Here is a 20,450-nt window from a genome sequence, read left to right on the forward strand (position 1 = left end):
GAGTTGGCAATGAGCAGAAGGAGCAGGCGATGATGCGCACAAATATTTCATCTGGTACACCTTGGGAATCTATTGTGGGCTACTCACGCGCGGTGCGGGTGGGGCCGTATGTGCACGTGGCGGGGACAACGGCCGTCAACGAAGACGGCAAAATCATTGGTGCCGATGATCCTTATGAACAAACCATCTACATCTTGCAAAAAATAGAAACGGCGTTGGAGAAGGCTGGGGCGGAGCTAAAAGACGTGGTGCGGACGCGCATTTATGTGACGGACGTGACGGATTGGGATGAAATTGGGCGGGCGCACGGAGAACTATTTGGCCAAATTCGGCCAGCAGCCACACTGGTGGAAGTTAATTCGCTGCTAGAACCTGAAATGCTGGTAGAGATTGAAGCTGACGCGATTTGTTTGGAGTAAGCCGTCTGTGTAAAAGCGGGAAAGAAATTTGAAATAAAAAGAGCCGTTTCTCCCGCTTTTACTTGAGTAAATCACAATTTCGCGGCTCAATTTTCATCAAAATACTTTTGTGATTTAGACGGCAGGCATTTGCGAGCCGTACCGGGGCGTCCCATTGTGAAAGATTAGAAGCCGAAACCAGAACCATTATTGGTAATGATCAGAGAAAGAACCATGCTGAGCACGATTAAAATCCCCATGACGATTAAAAATTTCTCGGCAAAGGTGCGCTTACGGTTGTAAATACGCGTCTTTTCGCTGACCTGTGGCATTTTCTTTTTTGGCTGACGTCGTTTTCTTGTTTTAGCCATTGACAAAGACTCCTTGGTAAATAAATTCTTCTTTTTCGTCCCCAAAGTATAGCATAAATCAATTATTCTTGTGAACGATGCGAACGGCTGTCACGAGTTTCTTAAAAGTCCACATTATTAGCTAATTGGACGTGGCTGAACGCGGACGAGTACGGATTTTAAGCGACTTTCCTCGTCATCCGCGCTAGTCCGCGTCCCATAATTACGACTTATCCAGCCAAATGGGCATGGAAAACCGCGTTAAACGCTTCAGGTTTTTCCAGGTAAGGGGAATGACCAGCATCTTCAATCACTTCCTCCCGGTAGCTGCCACCGTTGGCCGCATATTTGTCCAGAACGGCGCGAGTTTGGGCCAGCATCGGTTGTGGCGGGCATTCTTCGTCGCCGGGCCAGCCGGGCACAGCCCCCATATGGCCCAGCGCGGCGAGATCAAACATCGCATAGTCAGACACAATCAAATCATCTGCGCCGCGTATCCATAAGATGGGTGGTTTAGGATCAATATTGGCCAAGCTGCTGGCATCAAAATTTTTGCGATTGAAAGCGGGCAGCACCCCTTTGTCTCCTGGGGCAGCCCCGGGCCAATTGGTAGACGGCACCGCATTGCCGGGGTAATGATCATCGCCAACTTTGGTGGTAAGCATGGAGTCTACCAGCGCATCTTCGCGTTCTGGAATGAAGGGTGGCTTGACGTAGAATCCGCGCAGCACGTTGCGTGGCGACATCGGATTTTCCAGCCCTTTTTCGCCACTAGCCAGCAGCTGCACAAATTCAGGATTGATGCCGCTTGGTGCGCCATCGTCATAGGTCATGCTGCCATCCGCACCTTTTGAGCCACCATAACCGTAGGGTGAGACCGGGTCGGTCAGGGTGATTGAGAGTAAGTCGGCAGCGTGGTTAATGGCGTAAAGCATGACCACACCGCCCCCCATGCTGTGCCCGACGAGGTGATGTTTGCCCAGCCCCAATGTTTCTACAACTGAGCGGACATCGGCGGCGAAGTCGGCTATGCCCGTGGCGCCATTGATGGGCAGGGGCTCGGTATCGCCGTAGCCGCGCAAATCGACAGCGATGGCGCGAAAATCCTTTGGCAAAGCCAGCATTGTCTCTTCCCAGAAGGTGGCGGATGAGACGTTGCCATGCACAAAAACAACCGGGGTTCCATCATCTGGGCCGCTAGCGAGAACGTGGACGTTTAGGCGATTGGTTTGCACCATTTGTGACTGAATACCAGGTAAAGTTGGAACAGTGGACATGGAAGCTATTTCTCCTTTTGGTGTTAGTTCGGGTAAGGTTGCTTATTTGTACAACAAAGTGGTTGCCAGTGGGTAGCAATTGGGCCTAATTGTGGCCGCTATTGACAAAATTTAAAATGTCTGGCGTGATGTTGTGCTGGTTTGGGGGCCGCATTTTGGGGAAGTTATGGTCGCCAGGAAGCTCGCGGTAGGTAACGGGACCAGCCAGCCGACAGCAGCAAGGCTCCAATTGAGCCATTGCCGAGTTGGAACGGTTGATGCTCAGGTCCGGTGTAAAAGTCGGGCATTCGCTACGGATTGAGCAAATCCATAAGCGCATTCCGCGCCTGTGGGTATTTGAAGGTGAACCCAGCCTCCTCCAATTTTTTAGGCACGGCGCGACGGCCGTCTAACACGATCGCGGCAATTTCACCCAGAGCCAACTTAATGGCAAAGGCTGGGGCGGGGAAGAAAGCAGGGCGGTTCATGACTTGGCCAAGCACTTTGGCAAAATCCTTGTTTTTAAGCGGGTTGGGGGTGCAAAGGTTATAGGGGCCAACGGCCGTTTCGCTTTCCAGCAAGAAGCGAATGGCTCGTACTTCATCATCCAGGTGAATCCAGGGCCACCATTGCTGGCCATTGCCCAGCGGCCCGCCTGCAAAAAATTTAAAGGGCAAGGCAGTGATGGGCAACGCGCCACTTTCCATGCTTAGCACGATGCCTGTGCGAATGATGACCCGCCGCACGCCCATTGCTTCCACAGCGGCGGTGGAATTTTCCCAATCCACGGTAACATCCGCCAGGAAGCTGTTGCCATTGGGAGATTCTTCCGTGATGATTTGGTCGCTTTGTGTATCGCCGTAATAATCTACGCCGGATGATTGAATGAGCAGTTTGGGTTTGTTGGTGGCGGCGCGAATGGCTTCGGTAACGGCCGTGCCGGCATCAATGCGGCTTTGGCGAATGCGCTGCTTGCGCTCATCTGTCCAGCGGCTGGGCAATAATCCGGTACCCGCAATCGGTTCCCCGGCCAGATTGACAATGGCATCCGCCCCATCTGCCAGGTGACCCCAATTTGCGGCCGTTTTGCTATCCCACTTTTCTCCCCGAACATTTGCCGGGAAGCTGTATTTGGCCGGGTTTCGGCTTAATACAATGACCTCATGCCCATTGGCTGCCAGATTTTTTGCCAATGCCGACCCAATGAGGCCGGTACCGCCTGTGATAATTACGCGCATCTTTTGCTGCTCCTTTTGTACAACCAAGGTCTTTTAGTAACGGATTTACCCATATTTTAGCACCAAAACGTAAGATTGTCCATATTTTGAACAGTTTTTATGTGTCAAACCTGTGCAGTTCGTTTTGTAACCTGAAATATATCGTACGTTTTTTGGTAGCATGTCACATCAAAAAATTGAAAACATAGTACATACTGGTGTCGCTTTCGTGTTTTCATACTGTTGCAAGTAACAATTACCAAGGAGAATATAATGACGACCCTTTGCAGAAAACGATGCAGCCCTATTGTGCTACTTTCTCTTGCCGTTCTGCTGTTTGTGACGGCCTGTGGGGAGGACGAGACAACACTAGGGTCAACGGCCGTTGCTGAGGTAGCCGAAGAACCAACCGAAACACCCGTGCCGCCAACTGAAACGCCTGCGCCCACAGAGACACCGGTACCGACCAATACAGCCACGTCTACACCAACCGAAACACCGACTGAGACACCAACCAGCACGCCGGAACCAACTAATACACCCACGCCAGAACCCACAGAGACCCCCACTGAGGTGCCGACCAACACGCCAGAACCAACCAATACGCCTGTGCCGCCAACGGCCGCTCCCCCACCTTCTGACTCTGGCGACGGCAGTGACAGTGATGACAGCGGAGATGCTGACGATGAGTCAGGCGATGATGATCAGGTAGATATGATCACCGTTTACTACATTTCTAACCCTAACGACATTTTGGGTGTTTTTCCTGAGCTGCCGTTCGATGCCGAAGGGCTGAAAGCCAACATGAACAATATTTACGCTTCATTGCAAACGATGCGGGGCAGCATTGATGGTGCCAAAGCTGGCGACCAGGCTTCCTGCGACACGTACGTGGCCGCTTACAACAACATTTTGTATTCTGGTGTCTTTTACAAAGACGTTCCGGGCGATTGGGCAGACATTGACGGCGTTTACTTCATCTCCTTCATTTTCTCGCTGGATCGTACCCGCCCGGCATATCTCTCCTGCGTGAATTCAGGCGTGGTGGATGATTTTAATTATGGCTTGGCAGTCCAAACCATCGACCAGACAATTTCGTTTATGACGCCAGCTCTTAACTCGGCCAATTCCCGTTAACAAATTTGATTCAGCCAAAAACTAAATCATGCGCTTCACTTCCCCGGAACCTTTAAGGTTCCGGGGAAGTTTTTTATAGTGCAAAGCGGCAAGGCGTGCCTAAACGTTGGGCCAGTTCATCGGGGTCGAAACTGGTGTGCTGGAGTACCCACTCAACTTCTGAGGCGAGGGAGATGTCGAAGGTGCCGGGATCGTCGGTGCAGAGGCAGAGGTTAACCGGGCTGGCCAGCAGCTTGTGGACGGGATGATGGGCGGCATCAGGCACGCCGCCGATGCGGAGGTTGGAGGTGGGGCAGCATTCAATGACGGTGCCAAGCTGGGTGAGCTGGTGCAGGGCAAAATCTTGTCGCTGCCGGATTTCCTGGAAGCGTTGGGGTGTGTACGGCCGTTCCACTAAATCATCTTTTTTCAAGTTCCCCAAAGATTTTTGCTCCGCCCGCAATTGCTGCTCATCAACTGCCACGCCCACCTGCCGCAATCCTTTGGCATGGCGCAAATCGTACGCGATCTGGTCCAGTCGTTCGCTAACCAGCTCCGCTTCATGTGCCTGCGGCCGACGGCTGACCGCTACGGCTGGGTCTAGACCCAGGGCAATACAATGCCCCAGCCGCTTGGCACCCAGCAGCGCCGCTTCGTGGCACCAGCGCACGGCACTTTCCAGCGACTTATCAAAAAATGTTTCGCCGACGTGGTAAACGATTGAGAGCTGCTGCGCTGGGTCAGCTGCATTGTCACGGCGAATCTGCTGGAAGATGTCGCGGAATAGCTTGGGCGAGTACCCTTCTTCGTGGCTGGCGAAGTCAACACCAACGAGCGTTTGCGCCAAATGAGGCTGCTCGGCTAATAGTTGGCGCACAGCTTGGTACATCGTCCAAGGATCGTCGCGGGGGAGGGCAACAATGTAGCGAGCGGTGAAATGCCCATCGCTTTCGGCGGCTAATGTTTCCGTACAGATTTGCATTTTCCGGCGCAGCTCGGCGTCCTCTCCCCAAAAGCCGGCGCGGTATTCCACATAATTCAGCCCGTGCCGCTTGTGGTGTTCGACGGCTTGGGTAATCATGGAAACGGCCGTTTCTCTATCCCGCTCCCAGCCATATCCCCACAATTGGGTAAAGAGCCGGTATTTCCACATGAACTTTTCAAAGTCACCGCCATCTTCCACCCCAAAAACGTAAGCATCTTTGAGTTTGGGGAAGCCAATTTCGGGATTCTCTAATGCTTCGGCAAATAGCTGAATCGGGTTGAGGTCAGTTTGCAGAGCTGCATTGTACCCGTCCAAAAAGCCACGCGCGTTCCAATCTACCTCGCGGAAGATGGGCGCACCGATGGCCAGCAAATCCTCGGCGTAAAAGGAGCCAGCCAAATGCACATGCAGATCGCAGCTTGTTAGATTATTTGGCAAGATAAGCCCGTACGCGCTGACCAACGAGAGGGTAAGTGAAATCGTGACCTTGCAAATTGCGAACGGCCGCATAAATCGCCACAATAATGGTTACAATCATTATCAAGAAGATGAAGCCCATAACACAGAACGGCAAGAAGAAACCGGCTGGGGGACCACTGGCTGCCATCTCTTCCATAATAAATACGCTGCCAAACATCAGAAAAAAGCTGACCATGTAAAGGGCAAAGCCACCAAAAAGCAAGATGATCTGGGTGACTTGCCAAGCTAGTGCCTGTATTGATTGCTGGCGAATATAGTCTGATTTTTCTCGCTGGGTTACCCAAATAATCGCTGGCACCACGATACCCCACATGGGCAACAGCGCGGCCGCATGACCCAATGCACCTACAATTTTGTCATCTTGCGTTGGCGTTTGCTTTTCATCCATTTGGCACCACTTCTTTTGTAATCGGCAAGAAGTGTGCACACTTCTTGCTTACAAACAAATTATGGCAACTTATTTTCTAAAGTGCCAACAACTTGTAGCCAAGGCGGGTCAGGGAAGGGGTTTTGCTCTACCGTCATGCCCAGCTTGCGCATGACGGCCTGGGAGGCGAGGTTGTCATGCTCGGTGGTGGCGATGAGGCGGTTGAGCCGCATGGTGCCAAAGGCGTAGTTGATGAGGGTTTGGGCTGCTTCCGTCGCGTACCCTTGACCTTGATGGGCGGGACCAATGAGCCAGAGCAGACCGACCTCGGCGGTGGCTAGGGCATCGGCCTGGCCGCCCAGACTGGGCAGTTGGCCGTACACATCCACACAGGGCACCAACCCCACTGAGCCAATGAGCTGCTCATTTTCTTTCAGCACCACGGCGCGGTCGCCGTAAGGTGGCTGGCCTAGCTGGGCCAAATGCCGCTCGTTCATAACGTTCCAGGCCAAATAGTCGGCTTCGGCCGCTCGCTGCTCCTCCATTGGTTTTCGGGGATTCACCCAGCCGATGGCCTGTTTGATGGGGAAGAGTTGGGGGAGGTCGGTGGGGAGAAACGGCCGTATCCTCAGCCGTTCACTTTCTAAAATGGGTATTGATCGCATGAATACCTCGTGCAGAGGTAATTGGGTAATTACCCAGTTACTCAATTACTTTTCTTTCTTCCAACTGCTTTTCAAACGCCAAACTCGCTGTCAACTCTTCAAACCCCAGCTTTTTGTTGAGCGTGAGCATGGAGTTATTTTCCTCGTTGCCGGTGCGGATGCGCTGGAAGCCTGCCTTTTTGGCGTATTCGATGGTTTTGGCTTTAAGGGCAGTTGCCAGGCCGCGCCGCCGATAGCCGCGCAGCACGCCGGTGAAACCGGTGCTGACCACGCCGGGCTGGCTCCCTTTTTCTAGCAAGGAGTTGCCGATGTAACGGCCGTTTTTCACCGCCACCATCCACGAATCAACCATCGCTGTAGGCGCATCTAAATACATTTTCTTAAACTCCGCCAGTGATATTTTTTTTGGCGTGTAGGGCAATGGTTCATCCTGCACAAGCTGCCAATCCAGCTCATGGAGTTTGTTCATCCACGCCGGATCGCTGATTTGCAGATTTGGCACGGTGTGGAAGGTGATGCCCTCGGCTTCCAATTTTTGAATGAGTGGCGCAAATTGAGCGGTGTCTGCCGCTGGCAGATCGAGCTTGCTGATGACCCAACGCATGGTTTGGCGGAAGCCACGCTGTTGCAAAAAGCGGACGGCCTGGGGGTGGTGTTGGTAACAGCTAGATTCCAGAATAACGGGCGCAGGTGTACAGGTTTGCAGCGTTTGCCAAATTTGGTTGTAAACGGCCGTGCCTACGCCACGCCCTTCAAAATCTGGATGCACGGTAATGTTAAAGCGGTAACGCCCTGGGGTAGTGGCATAGATGTGATATTTACTGTTGCCAAAGGCGATGATACGGCCGTCTTGCGCCACCACCCACGCTTGAAAAAATTGCTCGGCCGGGCGCGTGGCATCAGCATGTTTAAATTCAGCAATTGTCGTTGCATTTTTCGGGAAAACTGCTTTTTCTACGGCGTAAATCGCCTCGTAATCTTTGTCAGTTTGGGTAAAGGGGCGAATCATAAATGTCATATTTCCTCCATTTTGTGCAATTTGGTTACCAACCGCTGCCAACGGGCAGAACGTCGCGGCGTGGCCGATGTGAACCATGAACCAATTAGGCTCGTCCGGGTAGCGCAAGCCGCCCAGCAGCCATTGTAGCTCTAGCGTGCCTGCCCAAAAGCGGGCGCGTTCAATATGTGCGGCGATATTTGGATAATATGGATTCATTAAGCGCACAAACTGTTCGCCAAATTGGTCTAGCAAACAGGCAAAGTCGGTGGCCGGGTCACCAATGCCTGCGGTGCCAAAGTCGATGATGCCATTGAGCCGTTGGGTGTTTGGGTTGTAGAGCAGGTGGTAGCCGCCCAAATCGCCGTTCATAAAAACAGGGTCGTGTGCCATAAAATCGGGATGGGTTAGCACGGGGGCAAAATGGTGCTCAACCCAGTCACGGGCAAAGGGCATCATATGCAGGAAGAGCATCTCTTCTACGTCTTCGTATAGGGTTTGCCATTTTTGCGGGGTGCGGTTGGTAACAGACGGCCGTATTCCCGCCCGTTCAACCTCAGGCATAGGAATTGTGTGCAGCTGATGCAAAAAAGTGCCAAGCTGCGCGGCGATGGCTTGCTGGTCGGTCAGGGGCAAACGCAGCAACAGGTGGCGGCTAAGTGCCTCGCCGGGAATCCAATCGTAGCTCACAAAGGGGAACCCCAATAGCTTTCCATCATACATTTTCCAGCTTGGCAGCGGCAGGGTCAGATGCTGCTGGGCAAGGTTTAGGCAGTTGGCTTCTTGACGTAGATGGTCAACTGCCCACTCATGTTTGGGAAAGCGAAAAACGTGACGGCCGTTTACAATCATCACGTCATTTACCAACCCTTCCTCGTTCAGTTGTGCGGTTTCAATTTGTAGGTTGGGTTCAGCTTGGGTGATTTGTTGGGTGTAAACGGCCGTTTTTTCATGCGGTTGCACTTTTTTGAAGGTAGATTTAGCTTGTTGCTGGTGCAGGTAACGGCCAAAGCCCTCTGGGTACCGCTGTTGCCACTCGGAACGCAGCATGCCATACCCCATCGAATCGAAAAATTCCCCGTTTACGATGCGCGCATCCCGAAAACGGGCTTCTTCTTTGAAGCCTAGCTTCTCAGCTAACCGCATCATGCCCACATTACCAGACCAGGTGCGTAAATCGAGCCGGGCAAGGTCGGGCATGGCGTGCCAAAGGTAGTCGCACCAAAGCCCCAATGCTTCAAAACCAAGTCCCTGGCCCCAAAACGCTGGATCATAAATGACGATGCCCACCGAGAGCCAGTTGGTTTCCTGGCTTTGCCAATACCAGCTCACTTGCCCCAATAGCTGATCGGTATTTTTGTCGCAGATATTGAGGCGGCGGCGCGGGGTGGGCCAGGCGTTTTTCTCTATCCATCCTCGAATTTTGGCGATCTGTTCAGGAATTTCTTCTGGCTTGGTTCTGGGATAATAGGGGCCATCTAACTGTTGCCAACGGTGGCCGGGCTGCTGCCAGGTTGCATAGCTTTCTAAATCTGCCAGTTGCCAATCATGGAGTCGCAGGCGGTTGCCTTCAATTTGTTGCATTGGTAATTTCCATTTTGTTTTGTATCTCTTATACTTCCACAAGAAGATGGTATCCTTTATAATCTACCTGCATAATGCATTTGTGAATTTAAAGAAAAGGTAAATATTATGACATTGATATTGGAAAGGCACATTGATCAAAATGATGAGATTCGCAGTGGCAAACCATACTTGGTAGGCACAAGAATAACGGTTTCTGATATTGTCATCATGCATTTTCGGCAGGGGCAATCCTTAGAAGAGATTGCCGCAAAATATGATTTGCCACTGTCTGCTGTTTATGCTGCAATTTCTTATTACTTTGATCACAAATCGAAGATTGACGGCGAAATAGACCAAAGTCAAACTTTTTACGAGACGATGAAACGCCAAGCCCCTTCCGTTCTGAGGGAAAAATTATCTTCCTTAAGTAATGAGTAAGCGTATTCGATTTCATTTAGATGAAAACGTTGATCCGGTCATTGCTAAAGCTTTACTTCAATATGGCATTGATGTAACCACAACCGTAGATGCTGGTTTGAGAACCCTGTCTGATCATGAGCACTTGGAATATGCTACAAAAGATGGGCGTGTTGTGGTAACCCACGACAGCGATTTTTTGCGTATGGCAAGGCAGGGTGACCCACATGCTGGTATCGCTTATTGTCACAAAGATTCTCGTTCAATAGGTGAACTCATTCGCGCTTTACAACTTATCTATGATGTGCTTACCCCTGATGAAATGAAAAATCAGGTTGAATATCTTTAGTTTGGTTCAGCTATTTTGTGAATCATCTGCCATCTCTGTGAAGTTGAAGTTGATGTACGGCCGTTCCGCCAAAATCTTCTCACGCCTACCATTCATAAACCCAGCAACCCAGCCATCATTACTATAATCTGGTATGTCTCGCAGAATAATGCCGTACAAATCCATCTCGCGCAGCTTCATGAACGGGTGGATTTCTTTGAGCCAGATGGGGTCAAGATCATTTTCCTGGCAGTAGCCGCGCCAAAACTGCGGCCAAATTTGTTGGCAAAATTGCTCTGGCTGCGGGTGGTTGGTGATGGCGTAAAAAATTACCATAGCAATGTCATACACAAAATGGCCGTAGACACAATCGTCAAAGTCGAACAGGGTGATCTGGTCTTTTTCATCGGCAAACAAGTTGCCAGTGTGCGCGTCCTGGTGAATCAGCCCAAAGGCGTCTGGTGGCGTGGGCAGGCTGCGTAAATAAGCCAGATTTTTGTCTACCAGCACCATCACGGCGGGATCAAGCTGGGGTAGGGCACTGGTAGTGTCTGTCATGTTGGGCGCGTCCCACTGCGGCCGTTGCCAGACGGGATTGGGCAGCGTGTACTGTTTGGTGAGTGCGTGCATTTTGCCGATGAGACGGCCGTAATTCAGCATAAATGGTTCTGTGAGGGTGCCATTTTTCCAGGGGGACCCCCCACTGGCTCGGACAAAGGCCGTTGCCAAGAAATGTTCGCCACGGCCGTCTGGAATCAGCTCCACCAAATTGCCCGCGTCTGAGTTGACGGCTTTGGCTACCCCGGCACCGCCCTGCGCCAGATGGTTGATCCAATCCACCTCGCCCTGAATGAGCCCCGGACTGCGGCGCAGGCTGTGGCCGAGGCGCAAAACGTACTGTGCGCCCTCTTTTTCATAGCCATAGATGAAACTTTCAAAGCCGCCCAGCTCTTCAAATTTGTCTGGGGCAATGCCATACCGCTGCTGCGCTTCGGCTACAATTTGCTCATTTAAGCGGCTACGAATTTTCTCTTCCATGATATTTTCTCCAGCTAATTATTTCTTGAATTTGACCACGATGTTCAGTTTCGTGTTGCGTGAGGTGGTACAGTACCCACTCAGGTGTAACATGATATTGTGGCAGCTTACGGGCGCGGCGGAAGTTGTCTAGCGTTAGCTGGGCGTAGCTGTTTAGCAGCAGCTTGCGGGCCGTGTTCAGCCGTTGCAGATGTTTGTCGAGGGAAACGGCCGTTACCGGGAACAATCGGCCACTTTCATCACGGACAGGGTACGGCAGCAGAGCCTCTACATCTGGTGGAAATTCCTGCTCAAGCACCTCATCTAACTCGGTCAGGATCCATTTCAATCGCCCACGCGCCGCCTCTAAATGCCACAAGGCTCGGCCAATATTGGGATCGATAGCCGGTATTTGCTCAACACTTAAATCGTCAAAATCACCTTGTTCTTGTGAAAAATCTGCCATTTATTGGTCCTTTTGGGGATTAATCATGAAACTTGCTTTGGAAAATCTGGGTTATCTCGGTAAGCTGCAAATTCGGGCAGGGTTTGCAGAAGCTCCCAATCTTTGAAACCGGCAGCAACGGCTTCCTGCAAATAATCCAGGGCTACTGGCTCTTCCAGGTGTGCCAGGGCGCGCGCGGCCAAAAAGTAAACGTAGGCAGGTGGGGCTTCATCTGTTTCGATGGCAATTTCCAGCATGTCGACCGCTTCTTCGTACAGCTGCGCGTCGAAGAAGTAGATGCGGCCCAACTCAGCATAGTGGCGTGGTTCGTCGTAATAAAAACTGTAAAAGTTGTACGGCCGTTCCAGCACAAAACCCACGTTAACAGCCGTGCCAATTGAACCTGGATTGTCTTGCCCGCAGTGCCAGCCAATGTGGGTAAAGCCTGCCTGTTGGCAGTAGTCTACGGTGGCGGCGGTTACGGCCGTTGCCAGCCCCAGCCGTCGGTGCGTGGGTACTGTCTCGATGCCAATCTCGCATTTTTCACCTACCGTCACGTTTGCCAAACAGGTGCAAACAATCTCATCATTGTGCAGAGCCACAAAGCCAAAGCCGTTTTGCAAGAAGTTCTCGCGGTTTTGCCAACCAATGCGAATGGAATCGGCGATGGTTGGCGGTAACTGGTTCCCTTGCATTGCCAGCAGCGCGGTATTGAGTTGGGTGATGACATACCCGGCGGGCAGCTTATCGCGCCAGTTGAGGCGGGGCTGGGCAAAAGTGTAATGATTGTTTGCACCCCAAATGGGCGGCCAACGCCAATGGCTCAAAATGTCTGCCAGAGTCGGTTCCCAGGCTGGCGAATCCACGCAGATACACAACTCTGGATCGGCAGGGTTCACCCGGTCGCCAGCAAAGAGCGTGGCTTCCAGCACCTGGGTCACGCCAGCGTTAAAGTTGTCATTGTGCGGATTGCCCGCCAGATAAGCACAATCAATGGAGATGGCAAAAACGGAACTCGGTTGCTCCGGGTTATCCACATAGATGCGGCCGGGGCTGGTTTGTTGCAGAACGGCCGTTACGTATACATTCCACTCCGCCAAGCCAGACAGCACATCTGCCGCTTTCACAAAATCGTTTGGTTCTAGTTGATGAATCACTTAATCGCTTCCTGCAAAAACGTGAGAGAAAGTAGGTTGAACTGTGCAGGGGCTTCCATGTTGAGCATGTGGGCAACGCCAGAGATAATGGCATGTTGGGCATTTGGGATTTGGCCGATTAACCAATCTGTTTGTGCTACTTTTTCTGGCAAGTCGAGATCACCCACTAGCACCAGGGTGGGGGCAGTGATTTCGTGGAGACGGCCGTTTGCCACCGGCTCCAACCCAATTTCCTCAATATCATCCGGGATGTCCATCTGGAAAATTTCGTATTGCATTTGCCCGACTATTTGCCGGACGGCCGGGTTAACTTCTTCTGGTTGGCGGTGGATGCCATCCACCCACAGGCGCACGTTGAGCGAAACGGCCGTCTCCCAATCCTCTTTTTCAACGGCTGCTCCTTCATCCTCCCAAAATTGCAGAATGCGTTCGGATGGCTCTGTGCCGCCCACACTGGGCGCGCCTAAAACCAGGGCGTCGACGCGCTCCGGGAAGGCCAGGGCAAAATCAATGGCAATCTTGCCGCCAAACGAGATACCTACCACAATTGCTTGGTCAATCTGAAAATAATCAAGCAACCCAGCCACGTCGTCGTGGTTGCTAAACGAGCCTGACGGCATAGCCGAGCGGCCAAAGCCACGCATGTCGTAGCGAATGACGCGATATTGCTCGGCAAAACCAGCAAATTGTGCCTCCCACATGCGGCAGTCAGCCACGCCTGCATGAATTAAAAGCATGGGCTGGCCCTCGCCAGCGATTTCATAATACAGTTGCGCCCCGTTAACGGGGGCAAATCCAGTTTCTATGTGCATGGGGATCTCTTTTTTTGCCACGGATTTCGTAGATTAGAAGGATTTTTATAAATCCGCGAAATCCGTGGCTATTTCTCCTTAAAATTCGGGTTTTTCCAGGTGTACGGCGTGGTGTGCGTTAAGAATTGGAAGCCGCGTTTTTCCAGAATGGGGCGGCTCATGTCGCTGGCATCTACCATGAGGAAGCGATAGCCTCGCTGCAATGCTTCCTGGGCGCGGATGGCGACAACGGCCGTATACAACCCCATCTTTCTATACTTTTTCAATGTTGAGCCACCCCACAATCCGGCAAACTGGCTGCCCTGTGGGAAAGAAACCCAGGCGGCGCAGGCAGGCTCGCTGTTGACATAAGCAATGTAAATTGACCAATAATCTGGCTGTTGGGCCACATCATCTTCCAGTTGGGTTACCAGCCAGCCATAATCGCCGCCCCAAACGGCTGTTTGAAGCTGGGCAATTTGCTCAAACTGCGCTCGCGTGGTGGCGCGGCGCACGTCCGCCGTGACGGGTTGCAAAAATATTGCTGGGCAGTTGTGCAAATCCATCACCAGCAGAGCTTCTTCTTCATCTGCTTCGAGTCCGTGAGCTAAAAGACGTTGTGGTAAGTCGGCTGGGGTGTCGTGGGCGTAGGTTTTCCACTCAAAGCCATAGCCGCCGCTTGCCTGAAAATAGTCGAGCTGGGCTTGGATGGCCGCATCGGCCGTTTCTGTTGTAAGCTGGCTATAAATGATGAAGCTCAACCGGGATGGGTTTTTACTGATGCTGCGCACCACGCCATCTGCCACTTCTCGTAGGTAAGAAGGATGTTCGCTGTTCTCGCGCTCCTCAACATCATACAGGGCCATAATTTCTTCCCGATTCATCTAAGCCGCCTCAACCAGCATATCGTACAGGTTTACATAATTGTCATAACGCCATTGGGCAATACGGCCGTCTGCCACCGCTGCCTTCACTGTACAGCCTGGCTCATGCGAATGGGTGCAGTTGCCAAACCGGCAAAAGCCCACCACATCTGCCAGTTCGGGATAAAAGTCGATCAAATCCTCAGGATGCAGGCCGTGCAGCCCCATATCTTTAATGCCGGGCGTGTCCACCACGTTGCCGCCCATCTCCAACGGAATCATGATGGCCTGGGTCGTGGTGTGTCGCCCTTCGCGGCTTTTCAGGTTGCTCACGGCGCTTGTGCGTAGCTGCAAGCCGGGCTGCACGGCGTTGAGCAGCGTCGATTTGCCGACGCCAGACAAGCCTGCCAGCACGGTTGCCTGTCCCCGTAAAAAGTCATGCACTGGCTCAACGCCCACCCCCTCCGCCGCAGCGGTTAGAAAAACGGGGATGTTGAGTTTGCGGTAGGGCGCGACGATTGCTTCGACCTCGTCTATATTTTTGGCCAGATCGATTTTGTTGAGGCAAACGGCCGTTTGCAATCCATTTCGCTGTGCCCCAATCAGATATTCATCCACCATTTGCAGCCACAACTTTGGCTCCAGCCAGGCAGCCACCACCAACAGTTGGTCTACGTTGGCGGCCAGGATTTGCTTGAGGTGTGTATCAAAGCTGTCGGCGCGGGCCAGCCCGCTGCGTCGGGGCAACACACCTTCTACCAGGCCACGTGCGTCGCTGAGCGGCTGCACCAGCACCCGGTCGCCCACGGCCAGGATGTTGCTGTAGCCGCTGCCCTCGGCAATCAGCGTACCGCGCACGTCGCAGACGATGGTATTGCCATCTACCTCGGCGCGGCAGAGGCCACGGCTCACTTCCACCACCTTGCCCAGCAAAAATGGTGTTTCGTCAGCCATGTTTTGCCATTGGGCATCGTCCAAATTGGCTTGCAACGTAACCGCCGACTGCTCCTCAACTGCTTCGCGCCTGTCCCGTTCATCCAGCGGCATGATGCGCTGATCGACAATCTGGCCCTCTTCGTCAGGCAGCAGCGGTTGCCAATCGACGCGATGCTTTTCCTGGTTAGCGGCCGTATTGTGGCGAATTTTCTTGCGCTTGCCTTTTTCTGCGTGCCATGCTTTGCGCTGTTGTTTTCGTATCTCTTTTCTCTTTTTGCTCATAAATTAATCTTTTGGTTGCGCTTGCCACTGTACGGTTTTTACGGAGGCAGCTATAGGCCCACCATCGCGGGCGAGACCGGTGAGTGTCCCATGCAGAATTTTGTTTTGAGCAACGGCCGTTTCCACGAGTTCCGTTGGTATTAGCCTCAGCGGAATTTTTGCTCGGCGCACATTGTGCCAGCCATTTGCTTGCTCCCGGCCCCAGTTGAGATAGAGAAATCGCTCACCAGGACGGCCGTGGACAAAGGGGCCTTTCCAATCAAAGGTGTGGTCAGGCTTGGGCACGGCCGTTGCCTCTAACTCCACCGTCAACCTGACCACATCAGGGTGAATATCTTGCACAGATACCACAGTTTTGCCTCGCTGTATGCCAAACTGTAGCTGCCCGGCCGCGATGTTTGGAAGTGGTTCTAGCCGAAGTTTGATAGTGATTACTGCTGCTTCTGACATGATTTACTCCGTACTCATGCACCAACCGATGAGGCGGCGCACAAAATCATTCGTCGGGTATGGCTTGCTGTCGTGCTTCCAGCGCGGCACCTGCACTTCTGTTGCCCCCGGCTGGCGGGGAAACTGTTCCCCTTCCACGCGCAAAACGGCGTGCGAATCCCCTTCTTGAGGCAGCCGGTAATGCACGATGAACTTTTTGTTGGTGGCTATGATGTGCAAATATCGCTCCGGCGTGTAGTTTACAAAGCCGCCTTCTTCGGGAACCTGTTTGTCTTTGCTTTCGACGTACCAGATATACGGCCGTCCTTTCACCCTTACCTTGCGTTTGCCTTTTGTGTTTACTGCCAAATTGCTCTCCTTTGTGTAAGTGTGAGGCGAGGCAGTTGGATGGAAACGTTTGGGTTTAGCACCATCTTTAGCCAACTGCCTTGCCCCTACGAAAATTACAATGGTTTGCGGTAGGCGGCGGATTGCTTAACGGTTTCAAAGCCAAGCCCGGTGTAAAGTCGCACGGCACCAGTTGGATTTTCCGCATCCACGCTGAGGGCTGCTTCGGTCATCCCTTCATCTTTGAGCACCTGAAAGCTACGAGCAATGAGCGCTTTGGCCAACCCTTGCTTGCGCCACGGCCGTCTTACAAAGATGTCTTCGGTGTAACCACGTTTACGGTCGTATGTCTCATTTTCTACCTGGTTGATGAAGTTGAGAACCCCACCTGCCACTTCATCCCCATCCCAAGCCACCTGCCACAGATTGGGGTTAAAGTTAGGGTCTTTGCTCCAGCCCACGAACTCCTCTTCAGGCCATTTAGTATGACCCCAATGATCCTGAAACGCTTCTCGCATTGCCTCCCAAATCTGCCGCCACGCTTCAAGCGTACCGCGCCGTACCTCAATGCCAGCCGGAAGGGGCAAATTGGGAATGTCGTCCAGCGTTGGCCGCACCATCTCCATAAAGTAGCGGATTGGTTTGTATCCGTGCGTTAGCAGCAGATTTTCCCAATGCGTTTCAGTCTCCGCAGCCCAGCCGCCTAGCCAACGTTTGCCATCGTTTGGGTGGGTGGCAGCAATGGCGCGTAGCCGATCTTCGTTGAATTGCAGCATGGCGCGGCGAATGCCTTCATCCCGCCAAGCAGGTAGCAGGTGGGCAAAATAGAAGTAGATGCGGTCGCCGTCTACCTCTTGCTCCCAAGAGCAACGGCCGTATCCGACCATCTCCCCATGCACTTCAGCCACGATCATATCTTGCGCTGAGTCACAGTTGGTCAGATGCTGATAATCGTTGTCTATTTCTTCGACGGTGGCAACCCACTCTACGCCATCAACCCGGTTGCTTTCGTTGATAATTTTTGCCATCGCCGGAAAATCCTCTTCTCCGTGATAACGACGGAAAACCAGGCCGGGAACGGCCGTTTCCATCGCCACATCAATTGTATTCATTTGCATACTCATTAGTTGCCTCGAACTTTGGTTTAATCTAAAGAGAGTAATGGTTTGCAGAACGTTACCCCTCGCTTTGTTTCTACAAAGCCCAGTTGACGATACAAATGCTGCGCACCGGTGGGGCTTTCGCCATCCACACCCAAGGCTGCTTCTTCCATGCCAGCGTCCTTAAGCACCTGGAAGCTGCGGCTGATGAGTGCCTTGGCCACACCGCGCCTGCGCCAGGGGCGCCGCACAAAGATCGTCTCCGTGTAGCCACGCTTGCGCTCAAATTCTTCGTTTTCGGCGGGGTCGATGAAGTTTAGCACGCCGCCAACAACCTCATCCCCATCCCAGGCAATTTGCCACAAATCAGGATTGAAGGTGGGGTATTTGGGCCACGCCTCAAACGATGCTTCGGGCCACTCCGGCATGCCCCAATGGTCGCGAAATGCTTCACGCGCCGCCTCCCAAATTTGGCGAAACTCGGCCAGCGTACCGCGCCGAATCTCAATGCCCTCGGGGATGGGACAGTGGGGGATGTTGTCTAGCGACGACCGTACCATATCAAAGCCATACCGCACAATTTTGTACCCTTCACTTTCAAGCAGGGTGTGCCAATGACTCTCGCCCTGGTTGGCCCAGCCAGAAAGGAATTTCTCTTGATCTGCCGGGTGTTCACGGCCAATGTCGCGCAATCTTTGCTCAAGATGGCGCAGCATGGCGCGGCGAATGCCTTTGTTGCGCCACTGCGGCAGCAGCCGCACAAACAGATAGTAGACGCGCCCATCTTCCCGGAGATCGCGCCACCAGCAACGGCCGTAGCCCACAGGTTCGCCGTTGATTTCAGCAAAAATCATGTCGGTGTACGGATCACAGTTGGTCAAATGTTCGTAATCGGCGCGAACGTCACCCACCGTATTGAGCCAATCAGTTTGGTCCGCTTCACGGGAGTTGTTAAAGATAGCCACTATCTGGGGGAAGTCGCTTTCACCTTGGAATCGGCGAAAGTGCAACCCCGGCACGGCAGGTGTGTCGTCTACTGCTATGCTGTTTTCAGCAAATGTTGGTGCATTCATGTTACGGTTCCTCCAAGTTACATTGCCACAATGCTCTAATTGTCAGCGCTGTGGCGCATTGTCGTTTTTATTGCTGCTAGAAACTTAGCTGCTTGTTGTACAAATCGGCATACTTACCACCCAATTCGATTAACGCTTCATGGGTTCCTTGCTCCTCAATGCCCTGCTCCGATAAGACAATGATTCTTTCAGCATTTCTCACGGTTGATAGCCGATGGGCAATCACAATGGTTGTGCGAGCGTTCGCCAACTTTTCCACTGATTCCTGAATTGCTTGCTCACTTTCGTTGTCCAGGGCACTTGTTGCCTCATCAAAAATAAGTAAGGGTGGGTTCTTCAAAAAGACGCGGGCAATGCAAAGCCGCTGTTTTTGTCCACCAGATAGCTTGACACCGCGCTGCCCAATGTTCGTTTCGTACCCATCGGGCAAGGCCATAATGAACGCATGGGCGTTAGCTTTTTTAGCGGCGGCCACAATCTCTGCATCACTGGCGTCCAGCTTGCCATACCGAATATTGTCCGCAACTGTTCCCGCGAACAGGTAAATATCTTGTTGCACAATGCCGATATTGCTTCTTAAAGTGTCTAAGCGAATTTGCCGAATATTGATTCCGTCCAGCAATATCGTGCCTTCATTCGGTTCATAAAACCGGGGAATGAGGGAGCAAAGGGTTGTTTTTCCAATGCCCGAAGACCCCACCAGGGCCACAAACTCCCCGGCTTTTATTGAAAGGGAAAGGTTCTTGAAAACATAAGTATGTCCCTTGTTATATTTGAAGCTCACATTTCTGAAGATGACATTCCCCTGCACCCGGGCCAGCTCAATAGCCTTCGTCGAGTCCTGGATATCCGGTTTTATCTCCAGAATCTCCATGATTCGCTCAAAGCCTGCAATGCCTTCCTGATACAGTCTGGTAAAGTTGCCGTACCGCCGAATGGGTTCAATGAGAATGCCCACGTACAGCAAGAACGTGATTACGTCGGGCAAATCCAGCCCAGCTCTTACAATGCCAATGCCACCAAAGATGATCACAGCCACGGTCATCAGTTGGGTAAAGGCGATTAGCCCTTCGTAAAAGTAGGTTTCGCTGCGATAGCTATCTCGCCTACTGTTCAGGAAACGGCCGTTTTCACGTCTGAACTTCTCGGCTTCGATGGCTTCATTGGTAAACGATTTCACAACGCGGATGCCGGCAAGCGTATCCTCAACCTGGGCGTTGATATCGCCGATTCGGTCGTGGCTTCGGCGCAGAGCAATCTTCATCTTCTTGTTAAAGTGAATTGCATAAACGGCCATCAACGGCAAAAAGAGGAAGATAATCAGGGCCAATTGGGCATTGATGAAGAGCAGGATGACAAACGTGCCGGCAAAGTTCAGCAGCGAAATGACAATATCCTCTGGCCCGTGGTGAAATAGCTCAGCCAGGTCGAACGAATCATTGCTGAGGCGCGTCATCAGTTGGCCCACTTTCTGCTCATCGTAAAAGCTGAAGGACAGCTTTTGGACATGCTCAAACAGTTCTTGGCGCACATCTCGCTCTATCTTCGCGCCCATCATGTGCCCCTGGTAGGCGACAAACATGTTGCAAGCTGTGTGTACGATGATGAGCAGGAGCATCACAGCACCCATGCCATAGATTTGGTTGAGGGTGCTGGCAGATTGCTCGGCCAACAGGTTTTTGGTGATGTGGTTGACGCATAGCGGCAGCAGCAGTGCCGTGACGGACACCATCAGGGCGCAGGTCATATCTGCCCAAAATAGCCGCATGTACGGTTTGTAGTAGGACATGAATTTTTTGCCACGGCCGTTTCCAAAATCAAACTTATAACGGCCGTTCCACTGCAATGGCTGTTCTGCTGCCATTTC

The 20,450-nt window shown here is 52.3% G+C and carries 22 protein-coding genes; 4 read left to right on the forward strand and 18 right to left on the reverse strand.

Annotated features, from left to right (window positions below; genetic code table 11):
- The first annotated feature begins 29 nt into the window (after positions 1-29).
- Complete coding sequence (locus ACOQPU_RS23040) at positions 30-419, forward strand: RidA family protein (protein ID WP_420642181.1); 390 nt, start codon at positions 30-32, stop codon at positions 417-419.
- Positions 420-583: 164 nt separating this feature from the next.
- On the opposite strand, the gene ACOQPU_RS23045 is transcribed toward ACOQPU_RS23040, so the two are convergent.
- From ACOQPU_RS23045 to ACOQPU_RS23055, 3 genes are all read right to left on the reverse strand, one after another.
- Entirely contained in the window at positions 584-769 is a 186-nt protein-coding gene (locus ACOQPU_RS23045) for a hypothetical protein (RefSeq protein WP_420642182.1), read from the reverse strand.
- Between the two features lie 209 nt (positions 770-978).
- Positions 979-2,025, reverse strand: a complete 1,047-nt coding sequence (locus ACOQPU_RS23050; RefSeq protein ID WP_420642183.1) for an alpha/beta fold hydrolase — start codon at positions 2,023-2,025, stop codon at positions 979-981.
- Positions 2,026-2,315: 290 nt separating this feature from the next.
- Positions 2,316-3,242 (reverse strand): TIGR01777 family oxidoreductase, encoded by a 927-nt coding sequence (locus tag ACOQPU_RS23055; RefSeq protein ID WP_420642184.1) that lies wholly within the window; start codon positions 3,240-3,242, stop codon positions 2,316-2,318.
- 252 nt (positions 3,243-3,494) lie between these two features.
- Here ACOQPU_RS23055 and ACOQPU_RS23060 point away from each other — a divergent pair, with 252 nt between their 5' ends.
- On the forward strand, positions 3,495-4,358 hold the full coding sequence (locus tag ACOQPU_RS23060; protein ID WP_420642185.1) for a hypothetical protein: 864 nt from the start codon (positions 3,495-3,497) through the stop codon (positions 4,356-4,358).
- A 73-nt stretch (positions 4,359-4,431) separates the two neighbouring features.
- Here ACOQPU_RS23060 and ACOQPU_RS23065 read toward each other — a convergent pair whose 3' ends face one another.
- Genes ACOQPU_RS23065 through ACOQPU_RS23080 form a run of 4 tightly spaced genes read right to left on the reverse strand, consistent with a single transcriptional unit; the run spans position 4,432 to position 9,415 of the window.
- Positions 4,432-5,760 carry a hypothetical protein gene (locus ACOQPU_RS23065; RefSeq protein WP_420642186.1) on the reverse strand — a complete coding sequence of 443 codons (1,329 nt, stop codon included), beginning with the start codon at positions 5,758-5,760 and terminating at the stop codon, positions 4,432-4,434.
- Entirely contained in the window at positions 5,750-6,190 is a 441-nt protein-coding gene (locus ACOQPU_RS23070) for a DUF4870 domain-containing protein (RefSeq protein ID WP_420642187.1), read from the reverse strand. The genes ACOQPU_RS23065 and ACOQPU_RS23070 overlap by 11 nt, the downstream gene beginning before the upstream one ends.
- Before the next feature lie 59 nt (positions 6,191-6,249).
- Positions 6,250-6,834, reverse strand: a complete 585-nt coding sequence (locus ACOQPU_RS23075) for a GNAT family N-acetyltransferase (protein WP_420642188.1) — start codon at positions 6,832-6,834, stop codon at positions 6,250-6,252.
- A gap of 37 nt (positions 6,835-6,871) precedes the next feature.
- The gene (locus ACOQPU_RS23080; RefSeq protein ID WP_420642189.1) at positions 6,872-9,415 is read right to left on the reverse strand and encodes a GNAT family N-acetyltransferase; all 2,544 of its coding nucleotides are present in this window, start codon (positions 9,413-9,415) and stop codon (positions 6,872-6,874) included.
- 108 nt (positions 9,416-9,523) lie between these two features.
- Between ACOQPU_RS23080 and ACOQPU_RS23085 the strand changes: the two genes are divergently transcribed.
- Positions 9,524-9,835 (forward strand): DUF433 domain-containing protein, encoded by a 312-nt coding sequence (locus ACOQPU_RS23085; protein WP_420642190.1) that lies wholly within the window; start codon positions 9,524-9,526, stop codon positions 9,833-9,835.
- Entirely contained in the window at positions 9,828-10,163 is a 336-nt protein-coding gene (locus tag ACOQPU_RS23090; RefSeq protein ID WP_420642191.1) for a DUF5615 family PIN-like protein, read from the forward strand. The genes ACOQPU_RS23085 and ACOQPU_RS23090 overlap by 8 nt, the downstream gene beginning before the upstream one ends.
- Before the next feature lie 6 nt (positions 10,164-10,169).
- Here ACOQPU_RS23090 and ACOQPU_RS23095 read toward each other — a convergent pair whose 3' ends face one another.
- The 11 genes from ACOQPU_RS23095 to ACOQPU_RS23145 form a co-directional block, all read right to left on the reverse strand.
- A complete protein-coding gene (locus tag ACOQPU_RS23095; protein WP_420642192.1) occupies positions 10,170-11,180 on the reverse strand; it encodes a phosphotransferase enzyme family protein in 1,011 nt (336 codons plus the stop codon).
- Positions 11,161-11,625, reverse strand: a complete 465-nt coding sequence (locus tag ACOQPU_RS23100) for a DinB family protein (RefSeq protein WP_420642193.1) — start codon at positions 11,623-11,625, stop codon at positions 11,161-11,163. The genes ACOQPU_RS23095 and ACOQPU_RS23100 overlap by 20 nt, the downstream gene beginning before the upstream one ends.
- Positions 11,626-11,648: 23 nt before the next feature.
- Complete coding sequence (locus tag ACOQPU_RS23105; protein ID WP_420642194.1) at positions 11,649-12,761, reverse strand: GNAT family N-acetyltransferase; 1,113 nt, start codon at positions 12,759-12,761, stop codon at positions 11,649-11,651.
- Positions 12,758-13,573 carry an alpha/beta fold hydrolase gene (locus tag ACOQPU_RS23110; RefSeq protein ID WP_420642195.1) on the reverse strand — a complete coding sequence of 272 codons (816 nt, stop codon included), beginning with the start codon at positions 13,571-13,573 and terminating at the stop codon, positions 12,758-12,760. Before ACOQPU_RS23110 ends, ACOQPU_RS23105 begins: the two co-directional genes overlap by 4 nt.
- Before the next feature lie 68 nt (positions 13,574-13,641).
- Complete coding sequence (locus ACOQPU_RS23115; protein WP_420642196.1) at positions 13,642-14,436, reverse strand: GNAT family N-acetyltransferase; 795 nt, start codon at positions 14,434-14,436, stop codon at positions 13,642-13,644.
- Positions 14,437-15,633 carry a ribosome small subunit-dependent GTPase A gene (gene rsgA, locus ACOQPU_RS23120; RefSeq protein WP_420642197.1) on the reverse strand — a complete coding sequence of 399 codons (1,197 nt, stop codon included), beginning with the start codon at positions 15,631-15,633 and terminating at the stop codon, positions 14,437-14,439.
- Between the two features lie 3 nt (positions 15,634-15,636).
- Positions 15,637-16,083 carry a DUF5990 family protein gene (locus ACOQPU_RS23125; RefSeq protein ID WP_420642198.1) on the reverse strand — a complete coding sequence of 149 codons (447 nt, stop codon included), beginning with the start codon at positions 16,081-16,083 and terminating at the stop codon, positions 15,637-15,639.
- 3 nt (positions 16,084-16,086) lie between these two features.
- Positions 16,087-16,431 (reverse strand): hypothetical protein, encoded by a 345-nt coding sequence (locus ACOQPU_RS23130; RefSeq protein ID WP_420642199.1) that lies wholly within the window; start codon positions 16,429-16,431, stop codon positions 16,087-16,089.
- A gap of 95 nt (positions 16,432-16,526) precedes the next feature.
- Complete coding sequence (locus ACOQPU_RS23135; RefSeq protein WP_420642200.1) at positions 16,527-17,522, reverse strand: GNAT family N-acetyltransferase; 996 nt, start codon at positions 17,520-17,522, stop codon at positions 16,527-16,529.
- A 32-nt stretch (positions 17,523-17,554) separates the two neighbouring features.
- Positions 17,555-18,583: a GNAT family N-acetyltransferase gene (locus ACOQPU_RS23140; protein WP_420642201.1), complete on the reverse strand. Its 1,029-nt coding sequence runs from the start codon at positions 18,581-18,583 to the stop codon at positions 17,555-17,557.
- 76 nt (positions 18,584-18,659) lie between these two features.
- Complete coding sequence (locus ACOQPU_RS23145) at positions 18,660-20,447, reverse strand: ABC transporter ATP-binding protein (protein WP_420645865.1); 1,788 nt, start codon at positions 20,445-20,447, stop codon at positions 18,660-18,662.
- Positions 20,448-20,450 lie beyond the last annotated feature (3 nt).

The organism is Candidatus Leptofilum sp. (assembly GCF_965223285.1).
Classification (GTDB): domain Bacteria; phylum Chloroflexota; class Anaerolineae; order Promineifilales; family Promineifilaceae; genus Leptofilum.

Coding starts and splice junctions, on each gene's coding strand:
- ACOQPU_RS23080 (WP_420642189.1), bottom strand. CDS start 9,415: ATGCAACAAATTGAAGGCAACCGCCTGCGACTCCATGATTGGCAACTG.
- ACOQPU_RS23135 (WP_420642200.1), bottom strand. CDS start 17,522: ATGAATACAATTGATGTGGCGATGGAAACGGCCGTTCCCGGCCTGGTT.
- ACOQPU_RS23090 (WP_420642191.1), top strand. CDS start 9,828: ATGAGTAAGCGTATTCGATTTCATTTAGATGAAAACGTTGATCCGGTC.
- ACOQPU_RS23055 (WP_420642184.1), bottom strand. CDS start 3,242: ATGCGCGTAATTATCACAGGCGGTACCGGCCTCATTGGGTCGGCATTG.
- ACOQPU_RS23140 (WP_420642201.1), bottom strand. CDS start 18,583: ATGAATGCACCAACATTTGCTGAAAACAGCATAGCAGTAGACGACACA.
- ACOQPU_RS23050 (WP_420642183.1), bottom strand. CDS start 2,025: ATGTCCACTGTTCCAACTTTACCTGGTATTCAGTCACAAATGGTGCAA.
- ACOQPU_RS23095 (WP_420642192.1), bottom strand. CDS start 11,180: ATGGAAGAGAAAATTCGTAGCCGCTTAAATGAGCAAATTGTAGCCGAA.
- ACOQPU_RS23075 (WP_420642188.1), bottom strand. CDS start 6,834: ATGCGATCAATACCCATTTTAGAAAGTGAACGGCTGAGGATACGGCCG.
- ACOQPU_RS23060 (WP_420642185.1), top strand. CDS start 3,495: ATGACGACCCTTTGCAGAAAACGATGCAGCCCTATTGTGCTACTTTCT.
- ACOQPU_RS23100 (WP_420642193.1), bottom strand. CDS start 11,625: ATGGCAGATTTTTCACAAGAACAAGGTGATTTTGACGATTTAAGTGTT.
- ACOQPU_RS23040 (WP_420642181.1), top strand. CDS start 30: ATGATGCGCACAAATATTTCATCTGGTACACCTTGGGAATCTATTGTG.
- ACOQPU_RS23085 (WP_420642190.1), top strand. CDS start 9,524: ATGACATTGATATTGGAAAGGCACATTGATCAAAATGATGAGATTCGC.
- ACOQPU_RS23125 (WP_420642198.1), bottom strand. CDS start 16,083: ATGTCAGAAGCAGCAGTAATCACTATCAAACTTCGGCTAGAACCACTT.
- ACOQPU_RS23145 (WP_420645865.1), bottom strand. CDS start 20,447: ATGGCAGCAGAACAGCCATTGCAGTGGAACGGCCGTTATAAGTTTGAT.
- ACOQPU_RS23070 (WP_420642187.1), bottom strand. CDS start 6,190: ATGGATGAAAAGCAAACGCCAACGCAAGATGACAAAATTGTAGGTGCA.
- ACOQPU_RS23045 (WP_420642182.1), bottom strand. CDS start 769: ATGGCTAAAACAAGAAAACGACGTCAGCCAAAAAAGAAAATGCCACAG.
- ACOQPU_RS23115 (WP_420642196.1), bottom strand. CDS start 14,436: ATGAATCGGGAAGAAATTATGGCCCTGTATGATGTTGAGGAGCGCGAG.
- ACOQPU_RS23110 (WP_420642195.1), bottom strand. CDS start 13,573: ATGCACATAGAAACTGGATTTGCCCCCGTTAACGGGGCGCAACTGTAT.
- rsgA (WP_420642197.1), bottom strand. CDS start 15,633: ATGAGCAAAAAGAGAAAAGAGATACGAAAACAACAGCGCAAAGCATGG.